The organism is Paenibacillus sp. FSL P2-0173 (assembly GCF_038008045.1).
Classification (GTDB): Bacteria; Bacillota; Bacilli; order Paenibacillales; family Paenibacillaceae; genus Paenibacillus; species Paenibacillus polymyxa_B.
In genome coordinates this window covers 1-23,583 of sequence record NZ_JBBOYK010000002.1, presented here as the reverse complement: position 1 = coordinate 23,583, position 23,583 = coordinate 1, and the positions used below count along the sequence as shown (strand labels likewise).

Below are 23,583 nucleotides of genomic sequence, written 5' to 3'. Positions count from 1 at the left end.
GTAGATGGATTAGCAGGTAGACTGGCGGACCTTCAATTCAAAAGCAAGGGAGGCTGGCTCCAAAGGCTGTCCGTTCAATTGCTGATATAATGTACGGAACATTTCCTGTCCGATTCGCTGCAATGGGTTCGTAATATTGGTCAGTCCCATGGCGTCGGCTACCTGACTTTCGTCAGCTTCAAAGCCGACCACTGCTAAATCTCCTGGAACCTTCCACCCTTTACTACGAGCAGCTGAGATAATACCGCATGCCACCAAATCATTGGTTGTCATGATGGCATGGGGACGTTCCTTTAAAGACTCCAGCTTGGCGAACGCTCGCATTCCGTCCTGCACCGTATGGATACCACTGAGCAACCATTCCTCATTCACTGGCAGCTTCCTTGCCGCGAGCAGGTCATAATAGGCCTGGAGTCTTCTTTGGCTGTTTACGCTGTTTTTTCTGCCTACGGTGCAGGCGATTTTTCTAAATCCCAGCTCGGCCAAATGCTCTAATCCAATCCGAAATCCTTCATAATGATCGAGATAAATGGATGAAATCTCTTTATTTTTTAATGGCTCGCAGGTCACAATCGGCCCATACTTGGTGTAATGCCTCACAGCAGACCAATCCAGCATACGCCGTAAAATGACGATCCCGTCCACTTTTTTCTGCCTCAAAAGCTCTAACGCCGCGCTTTCCAAATCCTGATTTTCCTCCGTCTGGTAGATCAAAACCTGATAATCTTGCTCTTTACCCGCATTGGATACTCCCTTGATGATTTGCATGTAATAATTGTTAATCGTTGGGGTCATGATCCCAATAACCTTGGTACGGCCTACTTTCAACTGCACCGCATTAATATTCGGAATATAATCCAGTTCCCGAATGACTTCCATCACCCTGGTCCGCGTTGCTTCACTGACATATGGATGATGATTAAGCACTCGAGATACGGTACTTGTCGATACCCCCGCAATTTCAGCAATTCTTTTTATATTATGCATGACATTCAACTCCAAAAATTTAGTTCTTGACCTGGAATGCATCCCAGATTGTAGCATGAAAGCATAAAGCGTATGCAGCAATCCGGGATGCATTTGAAGGACATGGGTTCCGCATACTTCTTCACAAATTATAACCTACTTGGAGGAATGCAACATGCAACAGGCAAAAGGTTTTCCCAAGAACTTTCTATGGGGCGGGGCAGCCGCTGCCATGCAGATTGAAGGGGCTTACAACGTAGATGGAAGAGGACTCTCGATTTCTGATGTATTTACCTTTGATCCAGCACTCGACAAAAAGCATTGGCTGGATCAGTGGCATATGATGACCCATGCGCAGGTCAAGGAAGCATTGGACCCAAACAGCACCAAAAATTATCCAAAACGTCGGGGAAATGATTTCTATCACCGTTATGAAGAAGATATTAATCTGCTGGCCGAAATGGGTTTTAAATGCTTCCGCACTTCCATTTCCTGGACACGTATTTTCCCGAATGGCGACGAGACAGAACCCAATGAGAAAGGGCTGCAATTCTATGACAAGGTTTTTGATGCCCTGCTGGCCAAAGGAATTGAACCTGTCATCTCGCTGACCCATTACGATATGCCTTTGTATCTTGTCACCGAATATGGTGGCTGGAAAAACCGGAAACTGATTGAATTTTTCGTCCGTTTTGCCGAGACTGTATTTACCCGTTACAAGGATAGAGTAAAGTACTGGATTACGTTTAACGAAATGAACTGTGTCAAACACCATCCGTTTGTCAGCGCGGGGATCATTGAAGAGAATCACCCGAATCTGGAGCAGGACAAGTATCAATCTGCCCATCATCAGTTTATAGCTAGCGCGCTGGCAGTCAAAGCCTGTCATGAGATTATACCGAACTCCCAGATTGGGTGTATGATCAGCTATCTGTTGCTTTATCCGAATACTTGCAATCCGGATGATGTGCTTGAATGCCAAAAGGAAGAACGAGTGTCCTTCTTTTTCAGTGATGTACAAGCTAGAGGGTATTATCCGTCCTATACCGCACGTATGTTCAAAGAAAAGGGTGTTGTTCTGCATAAAGAACCTGGCGACGATGAAATCTTGCGAGATAACCTCGTGGACTTCGTGTCCCTGAGCTACTATATGTCCAACAATGCCAGTGCCACTGCCGATCAGCATGCCAAAGCAAGCGGAAATCTGATTGGTGGCGTGAAGAATCCTTACCTCGAGCAGTCCGAGTGGGGATGGCAGATTGATCCTAAAGGATTACGTTATGCGCTTAATAACCTGTATGACCGCTATCAAAAGCCACTGTTCATCTCAGAAAACGGCGTGGGTGCGACAGATCAAATGAATCCTGACGGCACCATTAACGATGATTACCGTATCGACTATCTGAAAAAACATATCGAGCAAATGAGGGAAGCCATTGAGGATGGAGTGGACCTGTTCGGCTACACCGCCTGGGGTCCCATCGACATGATCAGTGCTTCGACCTCACAGGCATCCAAGAGATACGGCTTCGTCTACGTCGACCAGGATGATCTGGGCAACGGAACACTGAACCGCTACAAGAAAAAAAGCTTTGACTGGTATAAAAAAGTGATTGAATCGGGCGGAGAAGTGCTCTAAACGGAGGCGTATGATGCATGAAAGGCTTGAGCCTGCTCTTATGCCTGATCTGGGGCTTTAATTTTGTCATCATGAAATTGGGCAATGGAGCCTTTGAACCTGTTCAATTTGCGGCTCTCCGGTTTCTCACAGGGACGCTACTTCTGTTCGGAATTCTGATGTGGAAACGGGTTCCGAACCCTGACAGGCACACGATAAAATGGTATATACTCTGCGGGATTCTCCAGACTACCTATTTTAATATTGCGATTCAGATATCCCTGAACTACATTAATGCGGGCTTAACCTCCGTGCTTACGTACAGCATGCCGCTGTTTTTATCCATTATGGCTCATTTTATGATTCCAGGTGAGCGGCTGAATACACGCAAAACGATTGGAATTGCTACAGGGGTCCTGGGGCTATTATTTGCTATGGACATTCATTTGGGCGGCAATTTGTGGGCCATGCTGCTTGGGGTGAGTTCAGCGATTGCTTGGGCACTTTCGAACCTGATTATCAAGCTCAAGCTCCAGCATTGCGATAAAACCCAGTTCACGACCTGGCAGATGGCGTTCGGTGCGCTCGGATTGTTATTGTACTCCCTGTTGTTTGAGCGATGGGAGCCGAACTTTAGCGCTGCGTCGATCTTTTATATCTTATTTTCCGGCATTGTGGCGTCTGCTCTTGCATTCCTGCTGTGGACTCATATTCTCACTAGAATGGAAGCTAGTAAAGCTTCTGTTACGCTGTTGCTGGTTCCTATCATCGGTGTTGTGTCCGGCTGGATCTTTCTTCACGAGGCGCTCAAAGCGGCTACCTTGCTTGGCATTTTCTTAGTACTGGCGGGCATCTGGATTGTGAATCGTTCAGGGACTCCGAAGCCGCAGTAAGCGGATGGAAGGCTTTTTTTAATAAAGGGTTGACAGAAAAAAAGAAACTCTATTATAATGAAGCCAAGAAAACGATTACAAAAATGAATTTCATAATTTTCAGGGTGTTACTATTTTAGGCATAACCTGAATGGAGTTCCGGTAAATGGGCGATAACGTCTATGAAGCGGTATTCTGTTCAGGTTTTTTAGTGTATGCACATTTTTTAACAGAGTCTCTTTAAAAAATGGCCTTCCAGTAAATAAAAGCAGGTGGTCGCATGATTTTGAAGAAAGCGCTTAACAACAATGTCGTTTTAGCAGAGGAAGAGGACGCCCAAGAGGTCATTGCGACAGGAAATGGAATCGCATTCAACCTGAAACCGGGGGATACCATTGATGAGCGGAAAATCACGAAGCTGTTTGTAGTCAAAACTCAGGATTTATCCGCGAAGCTGGCGGATTTGCTGAAAGATGTGAAGATGGAATGTATTGAAATCGCGGATGAAATCGTGGAGTATGCCAGACCGAGATTGGCTGGAGACATTAGTGACTATATTTACCTAGCCCTGATCGACCACATTTCATTCGCCATCCAACGGCATGAACGGGGAACACCGATTGAAAACCGGTTTCTATGGGAGATCAAGCGGTTTTATCGCGAAGAATTCGCGATCGGTAAACATGCGCTGGAGATGATTCGTAACAGGATCAACATCACGTTCGATGAGAATGAAGCCGGGTTTATTGCCCTGCATTTCGTCAACGCCCGCCTGGATAACCAGAAGCTTGATCTGACGCTAAAAACGTCAAAAGTCATCAAGGATATTATGGATATTGTAAAATACCACTTCAATGTCGAGATTGATGAAGATTCATGGAATTACAACCGTTTTGTAACCCATCTTAAATTTTTTGCCCAGCGGCTTTTTGCCCACGAATCGGCAGACCCGCAGTACATGAATTTGTTCGAAGACCTGAAAATCAAATTTCCAGAAGAGCACAGATGTGTACAAAAAATAGGGGTGTATGTGAATAAGCAGTTTGAGCAGAAATTAACCAATGATGAAATGATGTATCTTATGATTCACATTTCCAGATTGGTCAACAGAACTGAAAACTAACAGGGTGTTACCATTCGTGGGCATTACCTGAGTGATTTCGATACTAAATTGCATTTTGGTATCGGGGATTACTCAGGTTTTTTTTATATCAACCAGAGAACATTGGAGGCAGGCATTATGAGCAAACATGATGAATTAGCGAAATTCATTGTAACTAATGTAGGCGGAGAAGAAAATATACGTGATCTGTACCATTGTATGACCCGTCTGAGATTTACACTTAAGGACAAGCAAAAAGCCAATAAACAGGCTTTGGAAAATTCCGACGGAGTCATTTCCGTGATAGAAAGCGGAGGGCAGTACCAGGTGGTGATCGGCAATCATGTTAACGAGGTTTATGATACGATTGCGAAGAACTATAACCTTCAGGTAAAAAGCGGCAACGACAAAAAAGAGGATAATGCAAAGGAAGGTAATTTCATCAGTCGTGCTTTTACCGTCATGAGCTCTATTTTCCAGCCGATTGTACCTGCTTTGGCTGGTGCAGGGATGCTGAAAGCTATCCTGGTTATTCTTACACAGTTAGAGTGGTTGGACAGTGCCTCCAGTACCTATGCTATCCTTGCTGCCGCAGGCAATGGCGTATTTTTCTTCCTGCCACTGATGTTGGCGTTTTCAGCTTCGAGAACATTCAAGACCCAGCCTATCGTATCTGCTGCCATTATGGCCGCTCTGCTGGAGCCTAACTTCACCAAGTTGATGGAAAACACGGGGGATATTGCTTCCTTTATCCACATTCCCGTTGTCCTGATGAGTTATACGACATCCATTATTCCAGCAATTTTAGCCATTTGGCTGTATTCATATCTGGAACGGTTTCTGAAGCGGGTGGTTCCGAAAAGCATTGAATTGTTTATGGTCCCGCTTGTTTCCTTATTAATTATGGTTCCGCTTACCGCCATTGTGATCGGTCCACTGGGAGTGTACACCGGTAAAGGTATTGCGGATGGTATTGAATTTTTGAGTACGCAAAGCGGTCTCTTGACTGGAGCCATTCTGGGAGGCGGCTGGACCTTCCTGGTGATGTTTGGTTTACACTGGGGGATTGCACCTGCGATGATCAACAATCTTTCCCTCAAAGGGTTTGATACGATTCGACCTATGATGGCTTCTGCGACCTTCGCCCAATCCGGTGTCGCTCTTGGGGTCTTTCTGAAAGCCAAGGACAAAAAGCTGAGAGCTTACGCACTGTCATCTATTTTCCCTTCACTGTTCGCTGGTATTACAGAACCTATCGTTTACGGATTGTCCGTGAAGCTGAAAAGACCAATGATTGCCGCCGTCATCGGGGGAATGATCGGAGGGGCCATTGCCGGACATTTCCAAACGACCGTGCTTGCTTATGTGTTCCCGGCAATAACAACGATTCCGGCATTCTTTACGAATACAATTGCTTTTTATTTGATTAGTATCATCATTTCATTTGTGGTTACTACCGTATTGACTTATATTCTGGGCTTTAATGAAGGAAACGGGGCAACGGATGCGGAGACAGGAAAGACGGAAGCAGAAAAATCCGAGCCTGCCTTACAAACTGAACCTGGACATACCGAAGTCACCGAGAATGTCTATGCGCCTATCCATGGCCAAATTGTTCCGCTTCATGAGGTTCCTGATCCTGCGTTCTCTACAGAAGCGATGGGTCAAGGAATAGCCATTCTACCGAGTGAAGGAAAGGTATATTCACCGGTTTCCGGGGTTGTCTCGCTCGTATTTCGAACCGGCCATGCGATAGCCATCACCTCAGATAACCATCTGGATCTGTTAATTCATGTGGGACTAGATACGGTTAAGCTGAAAGGCAGCTATTTCACGAAGCATGTAGAACAAGGGCAACGGATTGAACGAGGCGATTTGCTGCTTGAATTTGATATTCCGAAAATCCAGGCAGCCGGTTATGACCTGACCACTCCGATTATTGTTACCAACAGCACTGCTTACCAAAAGGTTACCCAGACACAGCAAAAATCCGTTGATTTGCAAAGTGTTTTACTCACCGTACATTAAATAAAGGAGGAAATGAGTTATGACAGCACAGATAGCCAAAAGTTTTCCTGATAATTTTCTATGGGGTGGTGCTATAGCAGCGAATCAGGCTGAAGGGGCATGGAACGAGGATGGTAAAGGGCCAGCAATCAGCGATGCATTTCGGGGAGGAATAGTAGGCGGGACGTTTGATGATACGATTGATGAAAACAAGTACTACGCCAGCCATGAAGCGATTGATTTTTACCATCGTTATAAAGAAGATATCGCCCTGTTCGCCGAAATGGGCATGAAATGCTTTCGGACTTCCATTGCATGGTCCCGAATCTTTCCGAATGGGGATGATGCCGAACCAAATGAAAAAGGGCTGCAATTTTACGATGATCTGTTTGATGAGCTACTGAAGTATGGAATTGAGCCGGTCATCACCATTTCTCACTTTGAGCTACCTCTGAATCTGATTCGCAAATACGAAGGCTGGAAAAGCCGCGAGCTGATTGGATTCTATGTAAAGTATGCGGAAGTTGTCTTCAAACGTTATAAAAACAAAGTGAAATATTGGATGAACTTCAACGAAATCAACCATTTCCATACCATTCCTTTGGCGGCAGGAGGCATTGTTGTTCAAGACGATGAGCACAAACTGCCGACTATTTATCAGGCTAGTCACCATGTTTTCGTTGCCAGTGCCCTGGCTACTAAACTGTGTCATGAAATTATCCCAGGAGCGATGATGGGCGCTATGTTATCCCTGAGTCCGATCTATCCGAATACCTGTAATCCGGACGATGTGTTTGAAGCCTATGAGCTGAGAAGAAGATCCTTATTTTATTCCGATGTGATCCTTAGAGGCTATTATCCAAGCTATGCCAAACGGATCTGGAAAGAGCATAACATCATGGTCCAAATGGAGCCCGGAGATGAACAATTACTGCGGGAGCATACAGCGGATTATTTAGGATTTAGCTATTATCGAAGTACGACACATAAAGCAGGTATGCCCATCTTGGGCAACACAGGGGGAATTATGGGACTCGACAATCCCTATTTGGAAAAAACGCCGTGGGGATGGCCAATTGACCCGAAGGGCTTCCGCTATGTGTGTAATGAGATGTACGACCGATATCAGAAACCTCTGTTTGTTGTAGAGAACGGCTACGGCAGTCATGATGAAATTTTGGAAGACGGTTCAATTCATGATCCCGAGCGGGTAGACTATCTGAACAAGCATCTGATCCAGCTGCATGAAGCTATTGAGGATGGCTGCGAAGTGCTCGGCTATACCTGGTGGGGTCCAATCGACATTGTCAGTGCGGGAACGGGAGAAATGAAAAAAAGGTACGGCTTTATCTATGTAGACAAAAACAACGATGGTACGGGTACGCTGGAAAGAAGAAAAAAGAACAGCTTCTACTGGTACCAAAAGATTATTGAATCCAATGGGGAAGTATTATTTGAACAAAATAAAGGAAAATAGTCCTGTATTAAATAAAAGTCAGAAATGAACCGGCCAGAGATACAATCTTTGGCTGGTTCGTTTGTTTATGTGTAGGAGTAGAGGGGAAAACGGGTTTCAAAATCTGTTTGTCTGCGATTGCTCCTAACCGAAATGCGGCCATCATGCAGCTCGGTAATACTTTTTGTAATCGCAAGGCCCAGTCCGGTGCCTCCGGTTTCCTTGGAACGTGATTTGTCCACCCGGTAAAACCGCTCAAACAAGTGCGGGACATCTTCCGCAGGAATTGGGGTGCCGTAGTTAGTGCAGATTACCACCGCCTCGTCGTCTTCGCGTCCTATGGTGATATCGAGGCGTTTGCCGTCTTTTCCGTATCGAATAGCGTTGGAAAACAAATTTTCATACAGGCGTACCAGCTCGTCGGTATCGGCTAGAATCCGAACAGGCTCGACGATTCGGACACGGTAGGACATGTCCGCCTGTTCCAGCGAGGGTACAAATTCCTCAGCAAGCTGGGTAAGCAATTTGCCGAGATCTACAGGCTCCAGCTCCAGTGGCAGACTGCCACCGCTCACACGCGTGTATTCAAACAGCTCATCGATCAGCTTTTTAAGCGTCAATGACTTTTCATAAGCAATGTTCACATAATAGCGCAGCTCAATTTCATCCCGATAGCGGTCGGTTTCAATATATTCCAAAAAACCGATCACGGATGTTAGCGGGGTACGAAGATCATGAGATACGCCGGTGATCAGGTCGTTTTTGGCTTTGGCGGAAGCCCGTTCTTCTTCCAGTGAGAGACGGAGCTTGTCCGCCATGGTGTTCATATTTTTCGCCAAGGTACCCAGCTCGTCCGCTGAAGAAACAGGGATCGTATAGGACAGATCTCCATCAGCAAACTCCTGCATCCCCGTCGTAATTTCGCGAAGATAGCCAATCGTATTTTTGGTAAAAAGGAAAAAGAAATAAATATATAAAGGCAGCCCTCCAATCAGCATGATGAGTGGGGACCCAATATGATTCACGGTCCAGCGAATTAGACGAGTGCCAAAAAATGAACGGGAAGGGTTCAGCCATAGTAGCAAAGATGCTCCATAATAAAACACCATCAAAATCAGTCCGGTTAAAGTGAAGGCGGCAAGGCTAAGGGCTGCCAGCTTCCATCCCAATGTGTCATATCGTTTTGCCTTCAAGACGTGAATCCTCCATTAATCGAATTTTTCCATTTTGTAGCCGATTCCCCACACCGTTTTCAGGTATTTAGGTTTTCTCGGATCAGCCTCAATTTTCTCGCGAATTTTACGCACATGAACCATCAGCGTGTTGTTGGATTCCAGATATTGCTCCTTCCATACTTTTTCATAGATCTGCTCCATGCTCAGCACTTGACCACGATTACGTGCCAACAGCTCGACAATGGCAAATTCACGCGGGGTCAGCTTAATGGATTCTCCGGCGAGAGTGACCTCATGCGTAGCAGAATTAATGGAGAGTTCATCCAGTATCATTTCATGCTCCAATGCAGGGGAGGAGTGGGTATATTTCCGTACTCTGCGCAGCTGGGATTTGATACGTGCCACCAGCTCCAACGGGCTGAACGGCTTAGTGACATAATCATCGGCCCCAACGCTGAGTCCTGTGATTTTGTCCATATCTTGTCCCTTCGCAGACAACATAATAATCGGAAAATGCTCGGTTTCTCTGATCTTCATGCAAGCTTCAACCCCGTCCATATTGGGCATCATCACATCAAGCACCATCACATCTATCGATTCCCGACTGACTTGCTCCAGCGCTTCCAGTCCGTCTCGTGCCATAAGCAGTCGATATCCTTCATTTTCCAAATAAATTTGCATCAGCTTAATAATTTCAGGTTCATCGTCTACTAATAAAATGGTTCCGTTATGCATGGTTGTGCACCCTTTCTGTTCTTTCCAGCAGTATACAATATGGGCGTATTATATACCTTTTTAAAGATGGAGGCTATGGACACTCATCTCAGTTCGCTTGCTTGGGGTCGTCAGCCTTTGGATAGTGCTGTTTCAGTTGAAGTAATACGGTTTTCTTGCTTGAATTGTCTTTTTTCTATTTCTGGTAGTTGACCGAACAAGATCCAAGCAAATGGCAGGAAACGGGAGATGATCGACACGACGAGCCAAGAGCAAAGAAGTGCAAAGAAAAAACCTCCGGCATACCACGCATGAATAAGCTGCGGAGAACCGATATGTGGTGAAAACTGCCGATACAGGAGCAGGAAGAACGGATGAATCAGATACACACCAAAGGACAGTGTGCCCAGACGTTCCAGTTTGCGAGTGACAAAGGAATCTTGTCGTCTGTACATTAAAAAGGAAATCTGTAGTATTACCAGAGTGCTAGACAGGCTGTACATATTATACATAAGTTCAAAAACTAGCGAATTGTACGAGATTCCGTACATTCTATTTTCGTACCACATATAGACATGCATGGTGGCTGAAATCAGCCATAAAGCCCAAATTGCGATCCATGTCAGCACTCCGGCAACACTTCGTTCCCCCTTACGCATCAGAAACCACGTTCTCAGCTGTGGGTAGTAGTAACCGAGAGCAGCACCCAGCATGTAGCAGGCTATATAAGACAGTGCCCAACTGCCCTTATTTTGAACCTGAAATAGAAATTTATTTCCAATAACAAATGACCACTGTACCAACAGCCCAAGGACAATAGACCATTGTGGAAGTTGCCGACAACGCTGGAACAGCCACAGTACGAATGGAAATGCAAGATAGAATTGCATCATGATAAAAATATAATATAAATGAGTATACGCTTTGCCTGTGGCCAGCTTCAGAGCAAAGCTTTTCGCAAGTGTGATTATATTCCATGGTTCGGAGCTGCCAGCCATAAGGGACAGGATGAAATAAAATAGAGAGAACATGACGTAAGGTAAGAGGATGTACAGCAACCTCTGCTTATAAAAGCGGCTTAAGAGCTGTCGTCCCATCGGACGATCCTTGTAGTTGTAGAACAGTACCATGCTGCTAAGCGCGATAAATACGGGGGTTCCATACTTCATCAACACATTGAGCGCATTGTATACAACATAAAGACTGGAATTTGTAAGCTGAACCGTTGCATAAGAAGTGGCATGTACCATCAAGACGGCTAAAATCGCCATGGCTCTGACCAACTGCAATTCGGGAATTTTTTCTTTGGTCTTAGGCTTCATAAGCTTCATTTCCTTTCAGGAGTGAACTGTATCTTGTTGAACTCTTTCTATTAAAAGATAAAGTTCTTAACAACCTGAAAGGGAACGGCTTAAGAAACGCTTATGAACTTCTTAACTTTTGTTAAGAATTGAGGATTTTGCAAAAATCCCATAAGCGACTTCCAATGAGCAAGATATAGATCGAAATGGTTTAGTCCGTCTATATCTTGCACTTCGGAGCGACTGGAATCGAATTTTGCAAAATCCTGAATTAAGAAAAGAACTTCCATAGCCTCAAAATGAGTGACATGGAAGTTCTTTTTTATACTCATGATCATTCGTTATTTGCAGCGTTTGATAGGTGCGCGTCTAATTTGTCCACGAATGGCACCGTTCGGATGACGGATGGTGTGGACATTGACGTAGGCATTGCCCTCTCTAATTTGGCACACCAAATCATAAATGGTTCTGCCTCTGAGCGGACCGGTAAGATCACATGCACGGAGCACGCCGCTAACGACGCCTCTTCTAACGGTTATCCCAAACTTCGAAGGACCAAACAGTGTAGCAACAACAGGGCCATTTTCACCTCTTCGTCCCAGATGAATATGCGCTTCGGTTACCCGTGAGATATTGCGTACAGTCAGTTCAAAGCTTAATTGTTGGCTCGTTGGACGGTAACGAAATTCGGCTGTTCCTGTCGCATTTGTTCTGACAGGAGGCACTTCATTAGCCCCCCTTAAGGTGGCTCTAAACTTATTAGACATGACATCCCTCCTTTCCCAGTGTTGGTTTAGTGTATTCACAGGGCCAGAGAAAGGGCTGCACATTAGCCTATTCATCAGAAGTTGTGTGTTTTACAAGTTATTCAGTCCAAGCACAAAACAAACTTTTTCATAGTCTATGAGTATCTGGTAGAGAGAGGAGGGGAAACCATGGGGACATTTATTGATGGAAGAACATCCCAAAATGCTTCGACAGCCAACTCTATTGCCATTCCGATCACGGTTTTGAATACACCTCAATTGTTTGGACAGATCGGATTAAACACACAGGGAGCTACAGGTACGCCACGGGTTCTGCTTAAAGGAACCATATCGCTTCAACTTCCGCTTGCTTTAGTAGGAATTACTATCACTATTGTAAGAGGTACTGTGGTAACTGACCCTGTTGTTTATTCGGCTACATCCACTTTTAGTTTGAGTTTATTAGCTCCACAGGTTATTGCGTTCTCAGCAGATGATTTCAATCCGCCGATTACGCCACAACTGGTGTACACTGCTTTTGTTTCTGCTAACCTGCTGGGTACAATACGTGTAGGTCCAGAGAGCTTTGACGGAATTTTGGTTGCGGATTAATGTAGTGATTTTGATATGAAGAAATATTGCTTCATAAAGCTTCGCAGTTGTAACTGCGAGGCTTTTTTGTGTACAAGTACAAGTTTTAGCTTAACGAATAAACTACTTTTCTTTTGCATAATAATCACATAGGCATAACCCTGCAACAATTGGTAGAATTTTATGTATGCGCTTACAAAAATAAAATATTCTTTGCTTCGTACAATTGAAAATCTGAAGGAGGAATGAAGAATGAAATGGAAAAAAGGATTGACTGGTATGCTTTTAGCAGCTTTTTTATGTGGTGCACCAGGTATGGGCATAGCTACGCCGGCACATGCATCCGATGGTGAGTACAAGTTTGATTTTGGCGGAGGTACGGTCGAAACGGGTTATACCGGTGTGAGTGCTTCGCTGTCCTATGACTCAGCACGTGGATATGGCTTTCGTACCCCTGAGAATATGCGTAATGTCAGCGCTTCGGGGACTGGAGTGGCAAGTGATGCGGTACGGTTCCTGGCTACAGGTACGAAAAGCGAGAATACTTTTGACGTTGATCTTCCTCCTGGTTTGTATGAGGTGTCGGTTACTTTAGGAGATACCTCTCGTTCGAGTATTGCGGCTGAAGGGGTGTATCAGGTCATTAATATGACAGGGAATGGGGCCAAGGATCGCTTTCAAATTCCAGTGACAGATGGACAGCTAAATCTGCTGGTTACTGAAGGCAAAGAGGGCGCGGTCTTCACACTCAGTGCATTGGAAATCAGGCAATTATCTAGCAATCCGGTTACGAATCGAACGATTTATATCGGTGGAGATTCTACGGTTTGTAACTATTATCCGCTAGATAGCAGCGTACAGGCGGGATGGGGTCAACTGCTGCCAGAGTTTGTGAACACGAATACTTTTCAAATTCGCAATATGGCGTCAGGAGGCCAAATTGCTAGAGGCTTCCACCAGGACGGTCAGTTGGAGGCCATCGTCCAATATATCAAGCCGGGGGATTATTTTATTCTCCAATTGGGCATTAATGACACCAATCCAAAGCATAACGAAAGCGAAGCCGAGTTTAAGGACTGGATGAAGGATATGATTCGGCAGGTTAAGGCTAAAGGGGCGACGGTAATCCTGTCAACTCCGCAAGGACGAGCCACTGACTTTAATGCTAACAATGTACACAACGCAGAAAATAGATGGTATAGAAGCGCTATTTTGGCACTGGCTCAAGAGGAACAAACGCCTTTAGTCGACCTGAATGTTCTTAGCTCAGCTTATTTCACTTCTATTGGTAAAGACGCTACACTGGCCTTGTATATGAACGGCGATACACTCCATCCAAACTATGAAGGTGCAAGGGAACTGGCCCGATTGGTAGCACAGGATTTAAAAAGGCAGGGTCTGAGCGGATTCTAAATTTAAACGATGGGTTTTCCCCTGCTTCTTACATTCGTAGGAGCAGGGGTTTTTAGCCTCTGTTCAGGGTGCTATAATTATTGAAAAAGCAATAGTAATACGGAGGAATTAGAACATGCAGCCTTTCACTGCCCGTGTGCTTCAAATTATACTGTTGATCCCTGAGGGAAAAGTAATGACTTACGGTCAAATTGCGGCAGAGGCCGGAAGCCCAAGAGGTGCCAGACAGGTGGTGCGAATTTTGCATACATTGAGCCAAAAACACCGACTTCCTTGGCATAGAGTAGTCAACCGTTTGGGGGAGATTGCTTTGCAGGAGGATGAGTCCGCATCCCTGCAGCGTCTGTACTTGGAGGAGGAAGGCATACGTTTTAATGAAAGCGGGCGTATTCCACTCGATCAATATCTCTATGATCCGCAGGCGGAGATGGAAGAATAGGAACGGAACAAGCTATGCGGTTTTATATTAGATTTGATGATCACAAAAATCCGGGACAAATCAATTATCGATTTGTCCCGGATTTTTTTCATCTAGCATACGAAGCGGATAACTAGAGGTAATCTGTTATTTATAGCATAAGATTCACTTGTCATTTTATCCGATAAGATGCTGCTGATCCCGTTGGGCAAGGTGAAAAGAAATGCTGTTCATCAGCGGTATATCGTTATTTTTCCGGGCTTCCCGGATCAGTTGTTTCTTTTTTTGTTCTGATTCACGTAAAAAGCGGGTCATCCACAAATCAGACGGTTCGTTAGTGGTTGTCATGCGAGATTCTTTTATCATCTATTAACCCTCCCAGTGAGCGGCTGTAATTCTTTCTCTAGTATATGTTCCAAACCTTAATAGATGCTGTTGGTTTCCTTAAAATTAGCTGAAAATTAGGTAAAGTTCAGGTAAAAATAGGTTGAATCAATATCTCATTGGACGAAAAGTAGTATAAAGCGAGTAATCAGGAAGTAAAGGTTACAAAAATGTATTGTTTTGACACCTTGTACCAACATAAACCTGAAAGTACAATTAGAATGCAAAGAGTTCGTGGAAGTTTATGTCGAAAAAAAATGGAAAAGATTCGGGGAATGAACCGAAAGGGGAGAGATTCATCTATGAAGCAAAAAGCGGCTGTCGTGCTGCTTGTATTGTCCTTATCATCAGGATTGGCCTCCACTGTACAGTCTGAGAGTTTATCAGGAAATGTAGCATCAAGTACGTCGGTTAGTCCATCTACTGAGGCTACATCGAAGACATCATCCGTAACGGGTCAGGCTTTACCTACATTAACACTCAAGCAGGCCGTGGAATGGGCACAGACGAACAATTACAATACGCGTACCGCCGAACGGGACGTAGAGCGTCGCAGAATGGAACTGAAAAATGCAGAAAAGGATCTGGGAAATGCATTTGTTGATTTTATAGACGGTGAATATGTTGATGATAATACCTCTTGGAGAAGTTATAACTCTTCGACGCTATCTTATCTAGCCAGCAAAAAGCAGGCGCAGTTCGCCAAAGACCAGATTTATTTTAATGTGATGAAAAGCTATCAAAGTGTGTTCGTGGCAGAGAATCAAGTGAAAAATGATCTAGAAGCGCTTGAAATTGCCCAAGCGGAGGAAAAGATTGCACTTGCCAAATTTGCGCGCGGCAAGCTGTCTGAGTATGCGAAAAACGAGAGTACACAGACCAGAAGCCAGGCTCAGCAAACAGTAGAGCAGGGGAAAATTGCGTTGCAAAAATCTAGGGATGCTCTGAACTTCCTCATGGGACAGCCTAACGGAACAGCCTATGAAATGGTTGATCGACCCGTATACAAGGAACCAAAGAAACTGGATATCGAATTACATATACAACAGCTGACAGACATGAATCCGAACTTATGGAAGCTGGAGGATAGCATCAAAACTTCGGAACTTAATGTGAGATACTTCGATTTTAACAACGGTGCGGGTGCTTACGATCTAGCTAAAATGGATGTCGATACGGCTAAAGAGGAGCTTGACAAAGGTCAAAAGGATTTTGCCGAATCACTCCGTAATTTGTATGCCACGGTTAAGGAAAACCAAAAAAAATATGTACAACTGGAAGAAAGCTTGCGTACGGCAAAAGAGGCCTTGGAGTTATCGCGCAAAAAGTGGGACAGAGGTCTAATTATCGAGATGGAATTGAAAAATAATCAGTTGAAAGTGAACCAGATTGAACGGCAAATGGAAGAGCTGGCGATCGAGTTGGATCAAAATGAGTATACGTTGAACAAGCCATGGAGCACATAGGGAGGAAAAGGCGTTGGCAGAAACGGTTTTAAATGATGCTTTAATCAAGTTACGGAAAAAACGGAGAAAAAAGTGGATATGGACTGCAATTGTTCTACTGGTTGTAGGTGGAGGCGGAACGGCAGTATATCTGAATCTGCCCAAGGAGCAGGCGGCACCTTTGGTTCAGGATGAGACGCTTAAAGTAGAGCGCGGCGATGTGAGTGAGAAGCTGGACACGTCCGGTACCGTGCAAGCGTCCAAGGAAGTGAAGTTAAACTTCACGAGTGCAGGTGATAACAAGCTGGCAGTGGTAAATGTGAAAGCCGGGGACAAGGTGAAAAAAGGACAGGTGCTGGCTCTTCTGGACAGTTCAGAAATTAAAATGCAAATTCAGACTGCGTCTGATACTTTGGAAATATCCAAATCCAAGCTGGCTGAATTGGAGAAAGGTCCGAAGGCAGAGGATATTGAAATTCAGAAAACAAATGTACTTCGGGCCAAAATGGCTATCGATACAGCGCAAGAATCATTTGAGCTGGAAGAAGCCGAAAGTCAGAAGAAAACTTCCCAAAAGCAGTTGGAACAGGCGCGAAAGGCATATGAAGACCAAAAGTTTTTACATGATGCCGGTGCGGTGTCCAACAGTGAATTGGAGCAGGCAGAGCAAGCACTGGATAAAGCACAGACGGACTATGATGGTCTGGATCTGCAGTTCCGCAAAATCATGTCGCAAAAACGTCGCACCATTTCAGAAGCTGAAATCGGATATCGTACGGCAATGGCAGAGCTTCGCAAAATTCAGGTTCCGGCTGATGCATCCAATATTCAAGCCTCACGGATAGAGGTTCGAAGACAGGCGACGGAACTGGAGCAGAAGAAAAATGAATTGAACAAGCTTCAGGTCACAGCACCTTGGGACGGGGTAATCTTGAAGGTGAACGGGGATGTAGGGACCAGTCCGACGGCTCCATTCATTGTCATGAATAACTCGGATTCCAACGATCTTAAGGTGGTTGTGAAGGTAAGTCAGACCGACATTGTCAAAGTAAAGAAGGGTCTTTCAGCCGTGTTGACTACCAATGCATATCCGGGTGAATCATTTCCAGGGAAGGTGCAATTCGTCTCACCGGAAGCCTCTACGGATGAAGGGATGACGACGTATCTGATGGAATTGTCTGTTCATGACCCGAAAGGCAAGCTCAAAACGGGCATGATTATGAATGTGGCCGTTATTTTGGGAGTACACAAAAATGTATTGTTCGTACCTGCTACTGCGCTGAGATCGGAAGGGGGACAGGATGGCGTGTATGTTTCCGCTAATAACGCTGCGAATCCAGGGGCGCGCACATTCAAGCCCGTAGAACTCGGATTTTACACGCCAGATCGAGTCGAGCTCAAGTCAGGTGTAAAGGAGGGTGACACGCTTATTGTGCCTGCTCCTGAACCTCCGCCGGACCCTTCTGCTATGGGCGGCATGCAGGGAGGTTTTTAAACGGGTATGAGATACGTCATTCAGATTGAGGATTTGAAAAAAGTGTATCAGGTCGGAGATCAGGAAATTCATGCCCTGCGTGAGGTACAACTTGATATTGCTGACGGTGATTTTGTCGCGATCATGGGACCGTCTGGATCAGGCAAGTCCACGATGATGAATGTCATCGGCTGTCTGGATTTACCTACATCGGGACAATTTTATTTGGATGGCTATTCGATATTAGATGCCCGCGAGGATGAACTGGCTATTATACGTAATCAGAAAATCGGATTTGTATTTCAAAAATTCCATTTGCTCCCGCGAGCAACGGCTTTGGAGAATGTGGAACTGCCTATGATCTATGCGGGTATTCCTGCCAAGGAGCGTCGTTTGCGGGCAATGGAGGCTCTTACTAGCGTAGGTCTAGGCGATCGGATGAACAATAGGCCAAACGAATTGTCAGGCGGTCAGCAGCAGCGGGTGTCTATTGCGCGCGCACTTGTGAACAATCCGGTCATTCTCTTGGCGGATGAACCGACAGGCGCATTGGACTCCAAAACAAGTGTTGAAATAATGGGGATTTTCCAGCGTCTGAATGATCAGGGGAAAACGGTTGTATTGGTTACTCATGATCAGGAGGTTGCGGAATACGCCAAGCGTCTGATTCATTTTCGGGATGGGCGGATTGAAGAGGATCAGCCTGTTGGGAAACGAAGAATGGCGGCAGAGGAAGTGAAGGCATGAAGTTTAAGGAAATTATCCGTGTATCGCTCAACAGTTTGCGAACCAATATGCTGCGATCTTTGCTGACCATGGTGGGCATTATTATCGGAGTGGCCGCTGTGATTATGATTGTAGCCATCGGTAAAGGATCAACGGCTACGATTACATCTCAGATCAACAGTATGGGAAATAATCTGCTGATGATCTATCCTTATGCTCCATATGATGGCTCCAGCTCCATGTCGTTCAGTCAGACGAAAGGGATATCTCTGGAAGATATCGATGCGCTAGAGGAGCAAAAAGCAGTAGCAGAGGTAGCGCCAAGTGCCATGACCAATGCAGATATTACGTGGAGTCGCAATAAGGTCAGCGCGCAAATTGAGGGGACTTCGCTGGCATTCGTTCATGTGAGAAAGCTGTCACTAGCTCAAGGCAGGTCGTTTACCCACTATGAAGTGGATAAACAAATGAATGTGGCCGTGCTTGGGAGTGATGCGGCCCGTAATATTTTTGGTCCGGATGCCTCAAGAGCGGTCGGTGAGACGATCATGATTAAACAGCTTCCTTTTAAGGTGGTTGGTGTGCTGGCAAATTCCAATTCCAATATGAGTAACAGTGGTCAGCAGGTATATGTACCGATTACAACGGGGATGGAACGGCTAGGCAATATGAGTATTCAGCAGGTGAACGCCTCTGCAACAACAGAGGAGAAGATTAATCAGGCAAGTGCTGAAATTCGGCAGGTGCTACGTGCCAGACATGAGCTAAAGCCATCAGAGGGCGATGACTTTCAGATCATGACCCAGACGGAAATCTTAAAAACAGTGTCCGGGGTTGATCGGATTATGAATATGCTGCTGGCCGGTGTAGCTGCAATTGCGCTTGGCGTTGGAGGTGTCGGCATTATGAATATTATGCTGGTGTCCGTCACGGAACGTACGAGGGAGATCGGGATTCGTAAAGCGATTGGTGCGCAACGCAGTGATATTATGCTGCAGTTTGTGGCTGAGGCTGTTTTTCTCAGTCTGATGGGTGGACTGGTTGGCGTAATGGTGGGTCTCGGAGGTGCAAAGCTGCTCGAGAAATTCGTCCAAATGCCGATTGTGTATTCGATAGAGCCCGTGCTTTACTCTTTTCTGTGCTGTATGGGGGTTGGAGTGTTGTTCGGAGTATATCCGGCGCGAAAGGCGTCGAAGCTGCGTCCAATTGATGCTTTAAGATACGAATAAGGGAGCGGGTACTTCGCCTTACTCGAAAGAGCAGGGTGCAAAGTACCCGTTTTTTGTGTTAAATAAGTGTTTTAAATGATAAAAAGACATGAATAACTGCCTTAATTTTATATATGTGATGTTTTATATGCTTTTTAAGGTTGATTTATTGTTATATATGACGTATTATATTCAATATTAGATCGCAAGAAAAAAGGAGGGACGTTCATCATCGACCTTACGGCAAGACAAGTAGAAATTTTAAACATCGTACAAAAGCATGCCCCGATTACCGGGGATCAGATTGCGGAAATGCTTAATCTCAGCAAGGCGACCATTCGGACCGACCTATCCAAATTGGGCATTCTGAATTACATAGATGCAAAGCCCAAGGTCGGATATTTTGTTGGAAAGCGGGGCACGCCGAACCGGGAGGAAAAGTTCCGGCTGTTGCAAATGAAGGTCGGCGATCTTCATGGTGTTCCAGTCATCGTACGAGAAACAACCACGATTCAGGAAGCTGTCGTAGCTCTCTTTTTGGAAAATGTGAGCAATTTGATCGTCACCGATGAAGACGGAGATTTGGCAGGGGTAGCTTCCCGCAAGGATTTGCTTAAGGTAACGTTAGGGAATCCCAATGCAGCAACCATTCCTGTCAGCCTTGTGATGACCCGACAGGCGAATGTTGTCACCGTTTCCCCAGAGGATACGGTATTAGAGGCAGCGCGCAAAATTATTGCCCGTCAAATCGACAGCCTGCCTGTTGTCGTCCCTTCCGACTCCGACAAGCCAGGGGAGCACTGGAAAGTCGTGGGACGCATTACAAAAACGAATATTATTAAAATGTTGCTCGATATGGTAGCAGAGGATTAATGGGAGGAATCGAATGGTTCAGGTGAGCAGTCATTTTATAGCGATCTGTTCAGACTCGATTGGCGAGACGGCAGAAGCTGTCGTACAGGCGACCATGCGCCAATTTGAGTTACCGGACACAGAGATCAAAAGATTTATGAACGTGAGGGATGAAGACGAACTGAGCCGGGTGATGGAGGAAGTTGCCGAGCGTAAAGGCTTCGTAGCTTATACGCTGGTACAGCCAGAATTGAGAGAAGCGATGAAAGAGGAGGCTGTCCGGCTGAATGTGCGGGCTGTCGACATTATGGGACCGATGATGCAGGCGTTTGCTGATACGTTCCATAACGATCCCAAAGAGAAGCCTGGTCTGCTGCACCGACTGGACGATAACTATTTTCGCCGTGTAGAGGCCTTGGATTTTGCGGTTCAATATGATGATGGTAAAGATGTGAGCGCCATTCTCAAAGCGGATATTGTATTGCTTGGAGTATCCCGTATTTCCAAAACCCCTTTATCCATGTTTCTCGCGCATAAAGGTTATAAAACGGTCAACATACCGATTGTACCGGAGCTGACACCGCCTGTTCAGTTGAAGGATGTTCAGCGTGGTCGAGTATTCGGATTAACGATCGAGCCAGAGTTACTGTTGAAAATACGCAGTGAGCGACTAAAGGTTATGGGGCTTCCTAATAATGTGCAGTATGCTACAGCGATAAGGGTAGAAGAGGAAATAGCGTATGCGCAGTCTTTGTTTAAAGAGCTGAATTGTCCGGTTATTGATGTTACAGATAAGGCGATTGAAGAGACGGCAGGTTTAATTATCAGAATGTTATAGAGCCTAGTAGCTGCTCATATAACTAAAAATTAAAATCGTAGGATACAGGAGTTTAATAGATAAATAGAAAGATTGCAGCAAAGCTGCCCTAAATAATTCATTTGCTTAAGGGTAACAATTAATTTTTAGGAGAGGTGGAGGGATAGGTATGGAGAGTCAAATGGCATTGGAATTCGTTCGGGTAACAGAGGCAGCGGCACTGCAATCAGCACAATGGACAGGGCGTGGAGATAAGAATAGCGCAGACGAGGCGGCTACGGTAGCCATCCGCACTCATTTTAATGCGGTATCCATGGACGGCACGGTCGTCATTGGCGAAGGCGAAATGGATGAAGCTCCCATGCTGTATATCGGGGAAAGAGTAGGCAATCGCAGAGGACCGGCTATGGACATCGCTGTCGATCCACTAGAGGGAACCGAAACGGTAGCAAATGGTTTGAATAACGCTCTGTCGGTCATTGCTGCTGCACCTCGTGGTAGTCTACTCCACGCTCCGGATATGTACATGCAAAAAATGGCCGTTGGCCCGGCATTGGCTGGAAAGCTATCACTTGAGGACCCAATTCCAACTACATTGTCAAAAGCTGCACGAGTACTCGGTAAATCCTTGTCTGATCTTACCGTGTCTATTCTTGATCGTACACGGCACGCCGGGATCATCAAGCTTCTGCGGGAAAGCGGCGTTCGAATCAAACTGCTTGGCCATGGGGATGTGATGGGCGCGATTGAAACATGCCTGGATAGCGGTGTAGATTTGCATATCGGTTCTGGTGGCGCTCCTGAGGGTGTATTGGCCGCTGCAGCGCTGAAATGCATGGGCGGAGAAATCCAAGGTCGCCTGCTGCCTCATGGTGAAGAAGAGATTGAGCGTTGCAAGCGTATGGGCATTACTGATCCCGGTGCGTTGCTCTCCATGGATGATATGGTCGGACGCCAAGGCGTGATGTTTGTGGCTACAGGTGTGACACCTGGAGAGTGGTTGCAGGGGGTTCGTTCTCTTCCTGGCCACAGAGCGGAAACTCATTCAGTCGTAATGCACTCAGAAACAAAAACGATTCGCTTCGTGCGGAGTATTCATCATACAGCAGATTCTTCCGGTACGCTTGCGGTAGCGGCATCCTCTTGAACATTGAAGTCATGGCTTCCTAAATCTGTTCCCACAGTAGGCGAAAGGTTCTTCTTCACCTTGCATCGTCCAGAGGTGAATTCAAAGCAGAAGTTTCGTATGCTGTAAATACAATACGGAGATTAAGTTTATCGTTTAACAAACAAGGAACGATAGTTCAAAAAAACAGCGGTATCTAGGACTCATCCAAGGATACCGCTGTTTTTCATATTTCGGGGTCATTCTAACTGTCATGGAACAGATGAAGTTATCAACTCCATGGAATACGCATCGAGTATAACCTCACTTTCATTGAGTGACGTAAGCATAATTATTTTTGCCGTTTTTTGGTCCGTATTAGAAATGTGGTTTTCATTTACGGGCTTTTTTTATTAAACACACAGTCAGATAACCTAGTGCTACTACTCCTGTGCTTATAAAGCAAACTCTTAAACCATCTATTTCTACTTTTCGAGTAAGTAAATAAATAGCGAAGAGGCCAGTGAAAAATGTAAGGATTAAATTCATAATAAATTTCTTCATAATTATCAACTTCTTCTGAGAAAAATGCATCCAAAAAGAATATAAATAGTATTACTAGCATCAAAATCAAATGAAATACAAGAAGCATCAACCTTAGAAAACATCTAAGAAATAATTGACAAAGCAAATCTTTATGGAAATTAGAATAACGTAGATTTAAGCAAAATTTCCACCTATTGGGATTATGAACCACTTTGGTGTATTATCTATAGTTGTCTATCAAAAGGAATTAATTTCAAGTAGAATTAATTTGGTATGCGTGTTAAATTACTAGTCCAGCCGATAGAACAAGATCAAAGATTTTTAATAAGTTCGAACAAGCTGGGAATTTTTACAGGTAGACTTGATCGGTTTAAATTGATATATTATTATTCCAGCCCGAAAGTGATTGTTAACTAAATAAGGTTTGGATAACTCGCCTGGAATTATTTACAGGTTGATTAAATTAGATGGAAATGTTATATTATTGTTCTGGCTCAAAAAGCCGCGTGAAAATTTGATCTTTGAAAACTGAACAACGAGTGAGTACGGATTTTGTTTACAAAATCCAACGCTGAAATTTTGGTACATGCCGTCAGGCTGTATAAAATAGAAGCGAACAAGAGATATTTTATCTCGTCAGTTTCAAA

Annotated in this window: 21 protein-coding genes; 15 read left to right on the top strand and 6 right to left on the bottom strand. The window is 44.9% G+C overall.

From position 1 onward, the window contains the following. Positions 1-9: 9 nt before the first annotated feature. Positions 10-987 carry a LacI family DNA-binding transcriptional regulator gene (locus MKX30_RS10310; protein ID WP_068940816.1) on the bottom strand — a complete coding sequence of 326 codons (978 nt, stop codon included), beginning with the start codon at positions 985-987 and terminating at the stop codon, positions 10-12. 154 nt (positions 988-1,141) lie between these two features. On the opposite strand from MKX30_RS10310, the gene MKX30_RS10305 reads away from it, so the two are divergent. The 5 genes from MKX30_RS10305 (at position 1,142) to MKX30_RS10285 (ending at position 8,042) form a co-directional block, all read left to right on the top strand. Beyond that, positions 1,142-2,605: a glycoside hydrolase family 1 protein gene (locus MKX30_RS10305; protein ID WP_341062807.1), complete on the top strand. Its 1,464-nt coding sequence runs from the start codon at positions 1,142-1,144 to the stop codon at positions 2,603-2,605. 17 nt (positions 2,606-2,622) lie between these two features. Then, the gene (locus MKX30_RS10300) at positions 2,623-3,477 is read left to right on the top strand and encodes a DMT family transporter (RefSeq protein ID WP_028542333.1); all 855 of its coding nucleotides are present in this window, start codon (positions 2,623-2,625) and stop codon (positions 3,475-3,477) included. A gap of 259 nt (positions 3,478-3,736) precedes the next feature. Beyond that, positions 3,737-4,579 carry a BglG family transcription antiterminator LicT gene (gene licT / locus MKX30_RS10295; RefSeq protein WP_023988429.1) on the top strand — a complete coding sequence of 281 codons (843 nt, stop codon included), beginning with the start codon at positions 3,737-3,739 and terminating at the stop codon, positions 4,577-4,579. Positions 4,580-4,696: 117 nt separating this feature from the next. Then, entirely contained in the window at positions 4,697-6,586 is a 1,890-nt protein-coding gene (locus tag MKX30_RS10290) for a beta-glucoside-specific PTS transporter subunit IIABC (RefSeq protein ID WP_341062806.1), read from the top strand. A 19-nt stretch (positions 6,587-6,605) separates the two neighbouring features. Next, on the top strand, positions 6,606-8,042 hold the full coding sequence (locus MKX30_RS10285; RefSeq protein ID WP_341062805.1) for a glycoside hydrolase family 1 protein: 1,437 nt from the start codon (positions 6,606-6,608) through the stop codon (positions 8,040-8,042). 65 nt (positions 8,043-8,107) lie between these two features. Here MKX30_RS10285 and MKX30_RS10280 read toward each other — a convergent pair whose 3' ends face one another. The 4 genes from MKX30_RS10280 to MKX30_RS10265 form a co-directional block, all read right to left on the bottom strand. After that, on the bottom strand, positions 8,108-9,214 hold the full coding sequence (locus MKX30_RS10280; protein WP_028542331.1) for a sensor histidine kinase: 1,107 nt from the start codon (positions 9,212-9,214) through the stop codon (positions 8,108-8,110). 15 nt (positions 9,215-9,229) lie between these two features. After that, positions 9,230-9,931 (bottom strand): response regulator transcription factor, encoded by a 702-nt coding sequence (locus tag MKX30_RS10275; RefSeq protein WP_023988433.1) that lies wholly within the window; start codon positions 9,929-9,931, stop codon positions 9,230-9,232. 110 nt (positions 9,932-10,041) lie between these two features. Further along, positions 10,042-11,232 (bottom strand): acyltransferase, encoded by a 1,191-nt coding sequence (locus tag MKX30_RS10270; RefSeq protein WP_075154145.1) that lies wholly within the window; start codon positions 11,230-11,232, stop codon positions 10,042-10,044. Between the two features lie 320 nt (positions 11,233-11,552). After that, positions 11,553-11,978, bottom strand: coding sequence for a CHRD domain-containing protein (locus MKX30_RS10265; protein ID WP_023988435.1), 426 nt, complete (start codon positions 11,976-11,978; stop codon positions 11,553-11,555). A 168-nt stretch (positions 11,979-12,146) separates the two neighbouring features. Here MKX30_RS10265 and MKX30_RS10260 point away from each other — a divergent pair, with 168 nt between their 5' ends. The 3 genes from MKX30_RS10260 to MKX30_RS10250 all read left to right on the top strand — a co-directional run bounded on the left by MKX30_RS10260 (position 12,147) and on the right by MKX30_RS10250 (position 14,400). Further along, positions 12,147-12,569, top strand: coding sequence for a hypothetical protein (locus tag MKX30_RS10260; RefSeq protein ID WP_028542329.1), 423 nt, complete (start codon positions 12,147-12,149; stop codon positions 12,567-12,569). Positions 12,570-12,800: 231 nt separating this feature from the next. Beyond that, positions 12,801-13,961 carry a rhamnogalacturonan acetylesterase gene (locus tag MKX30_RS10255; protein ID WP_076265346.1) on the top strand — a complete coding sequence of 387 codons (1,161 nt, stop codon included), beginning with the start codon at positions 12,801-12,803 and terminating at the stop codon, positions 13,959-13,961. Positions 13,962-14,076: 115 nt separating this feature from the next. Beyond that, positions 14,077-14,400 (top strand): MGMT family protein, encoded by a 324-nt coding sequence (locus MKX30_RS10250; protein WP_023988438.1) that lies wholly within the window; start codon positions 14,077-14,079, stop codon positions 14,398-14,400. A gap of 156 nt (positions 14,401-14,556) precedes the next feature. On the opposite strand, the gene MKX30_RS10245 is transcribed toward MKX30_RS10250, so the two are convergent. After that, on the bottom strand, positions 14,557-14,745 hold the full coding sequence (locus MKX30_RS10245) for a hypothetical protein (RefSeq protein WP_013370989.1): 189 nt from the start codon (positions 14,743-14,745) through the stop codon (positions 14,557-14,559). 320 nt (positions 14,746-15,065) lie between these two features. Between MKX30_RS10245 and MKX30_RS10240 the strand changes: the two genes are divergently transcribed. The 7 genes from MKX30_RS10240 to glpX all read left to right on the top strand — a co-directional run bounded on the left by MKX30_RS10240 (position 15,066) and on the right by glpX (position 22,432). Next, complete coding sequence (locus MKX30_RS10240; protein ID WP_341062804.1) at positions 15,066-16,229, top strand: TolC family protein; 1,164 nt, start codon at positions 15,066-15,068, stop codon at positions 16,227-16,229. Between the two features lie 13 nt (positions 16,230-16,242). After that, positions 16,243-17,703, top strand: a complete 1,461-nt coding sequence (locus tag MKX30_RS10235; protein ID WP_071558800.1) for an efflux RND transporter periplasmic adaptor subunit — start codon at positions 16,243-16,245, stop codon at positions 17,701-17,703. A gap of 6 nt (positions 17,704-17,709) precedes the next feature. Further along, on the top strand, positions 17,710-18,429 hold the full coding sequence (locus MKX30_RS10230) for an ABC transporter ATP-binding protein (RefSeq protein ID WP_023988440.1): 720 nt from the start codon (positions 17,710-17,712) through the stop codon (positions 18,427-18,429). Next, a complete protein-coding gene (locus tag MKX30_RS10225; RefSeq protein WP_023988441.1) occupies positions 18,426-19,637 on the top strand; it encodes an ABC transporter permease in 1,212 nt (403 codons plus the stop codon). Before MKX30_RS10230 ends, MKX30_RS10225 begins: the two co-directional genes overlap by 4 nt. Positions 19,638-19,874: 237 nt before the next feature. After that, entirely contained in the window at positions 19,875-20,489 is a 615-nt protein-coding gene (locus MKX30_RS10220; RefSeq protein ID WP_223822107.1) for a helix-turn-helix transcriptional regulator, read from the top strand. Between the two features lie 13 nt (positions 20,490-20,502). Continuing rightward, a complete protein-coding gene (locus MKX30_RS10215) occupies positions 20,503-21,306 on the top strand; it encodes a pyruvate, water dikinase regulatory protein (protein WP_341062803.1) in 804 nt (267 codons plus the stop codon). A 148-nt stretch (positions 21,307-21,454) separates the two neighbouring features. Further along, complete coding sequence (gene glpX / locus MKX30_RS10210) at positions 21,455-22,432, top strand: class II fructose-bisphosphatase (RefSeq protein ID WP_013310165.1); 978 nt, start codon at positions 21,455-21,457, stop codon at positions 22,430-22,432. Positions 22,433-23,583 lie beyond the last annotated feature (1,151 nt).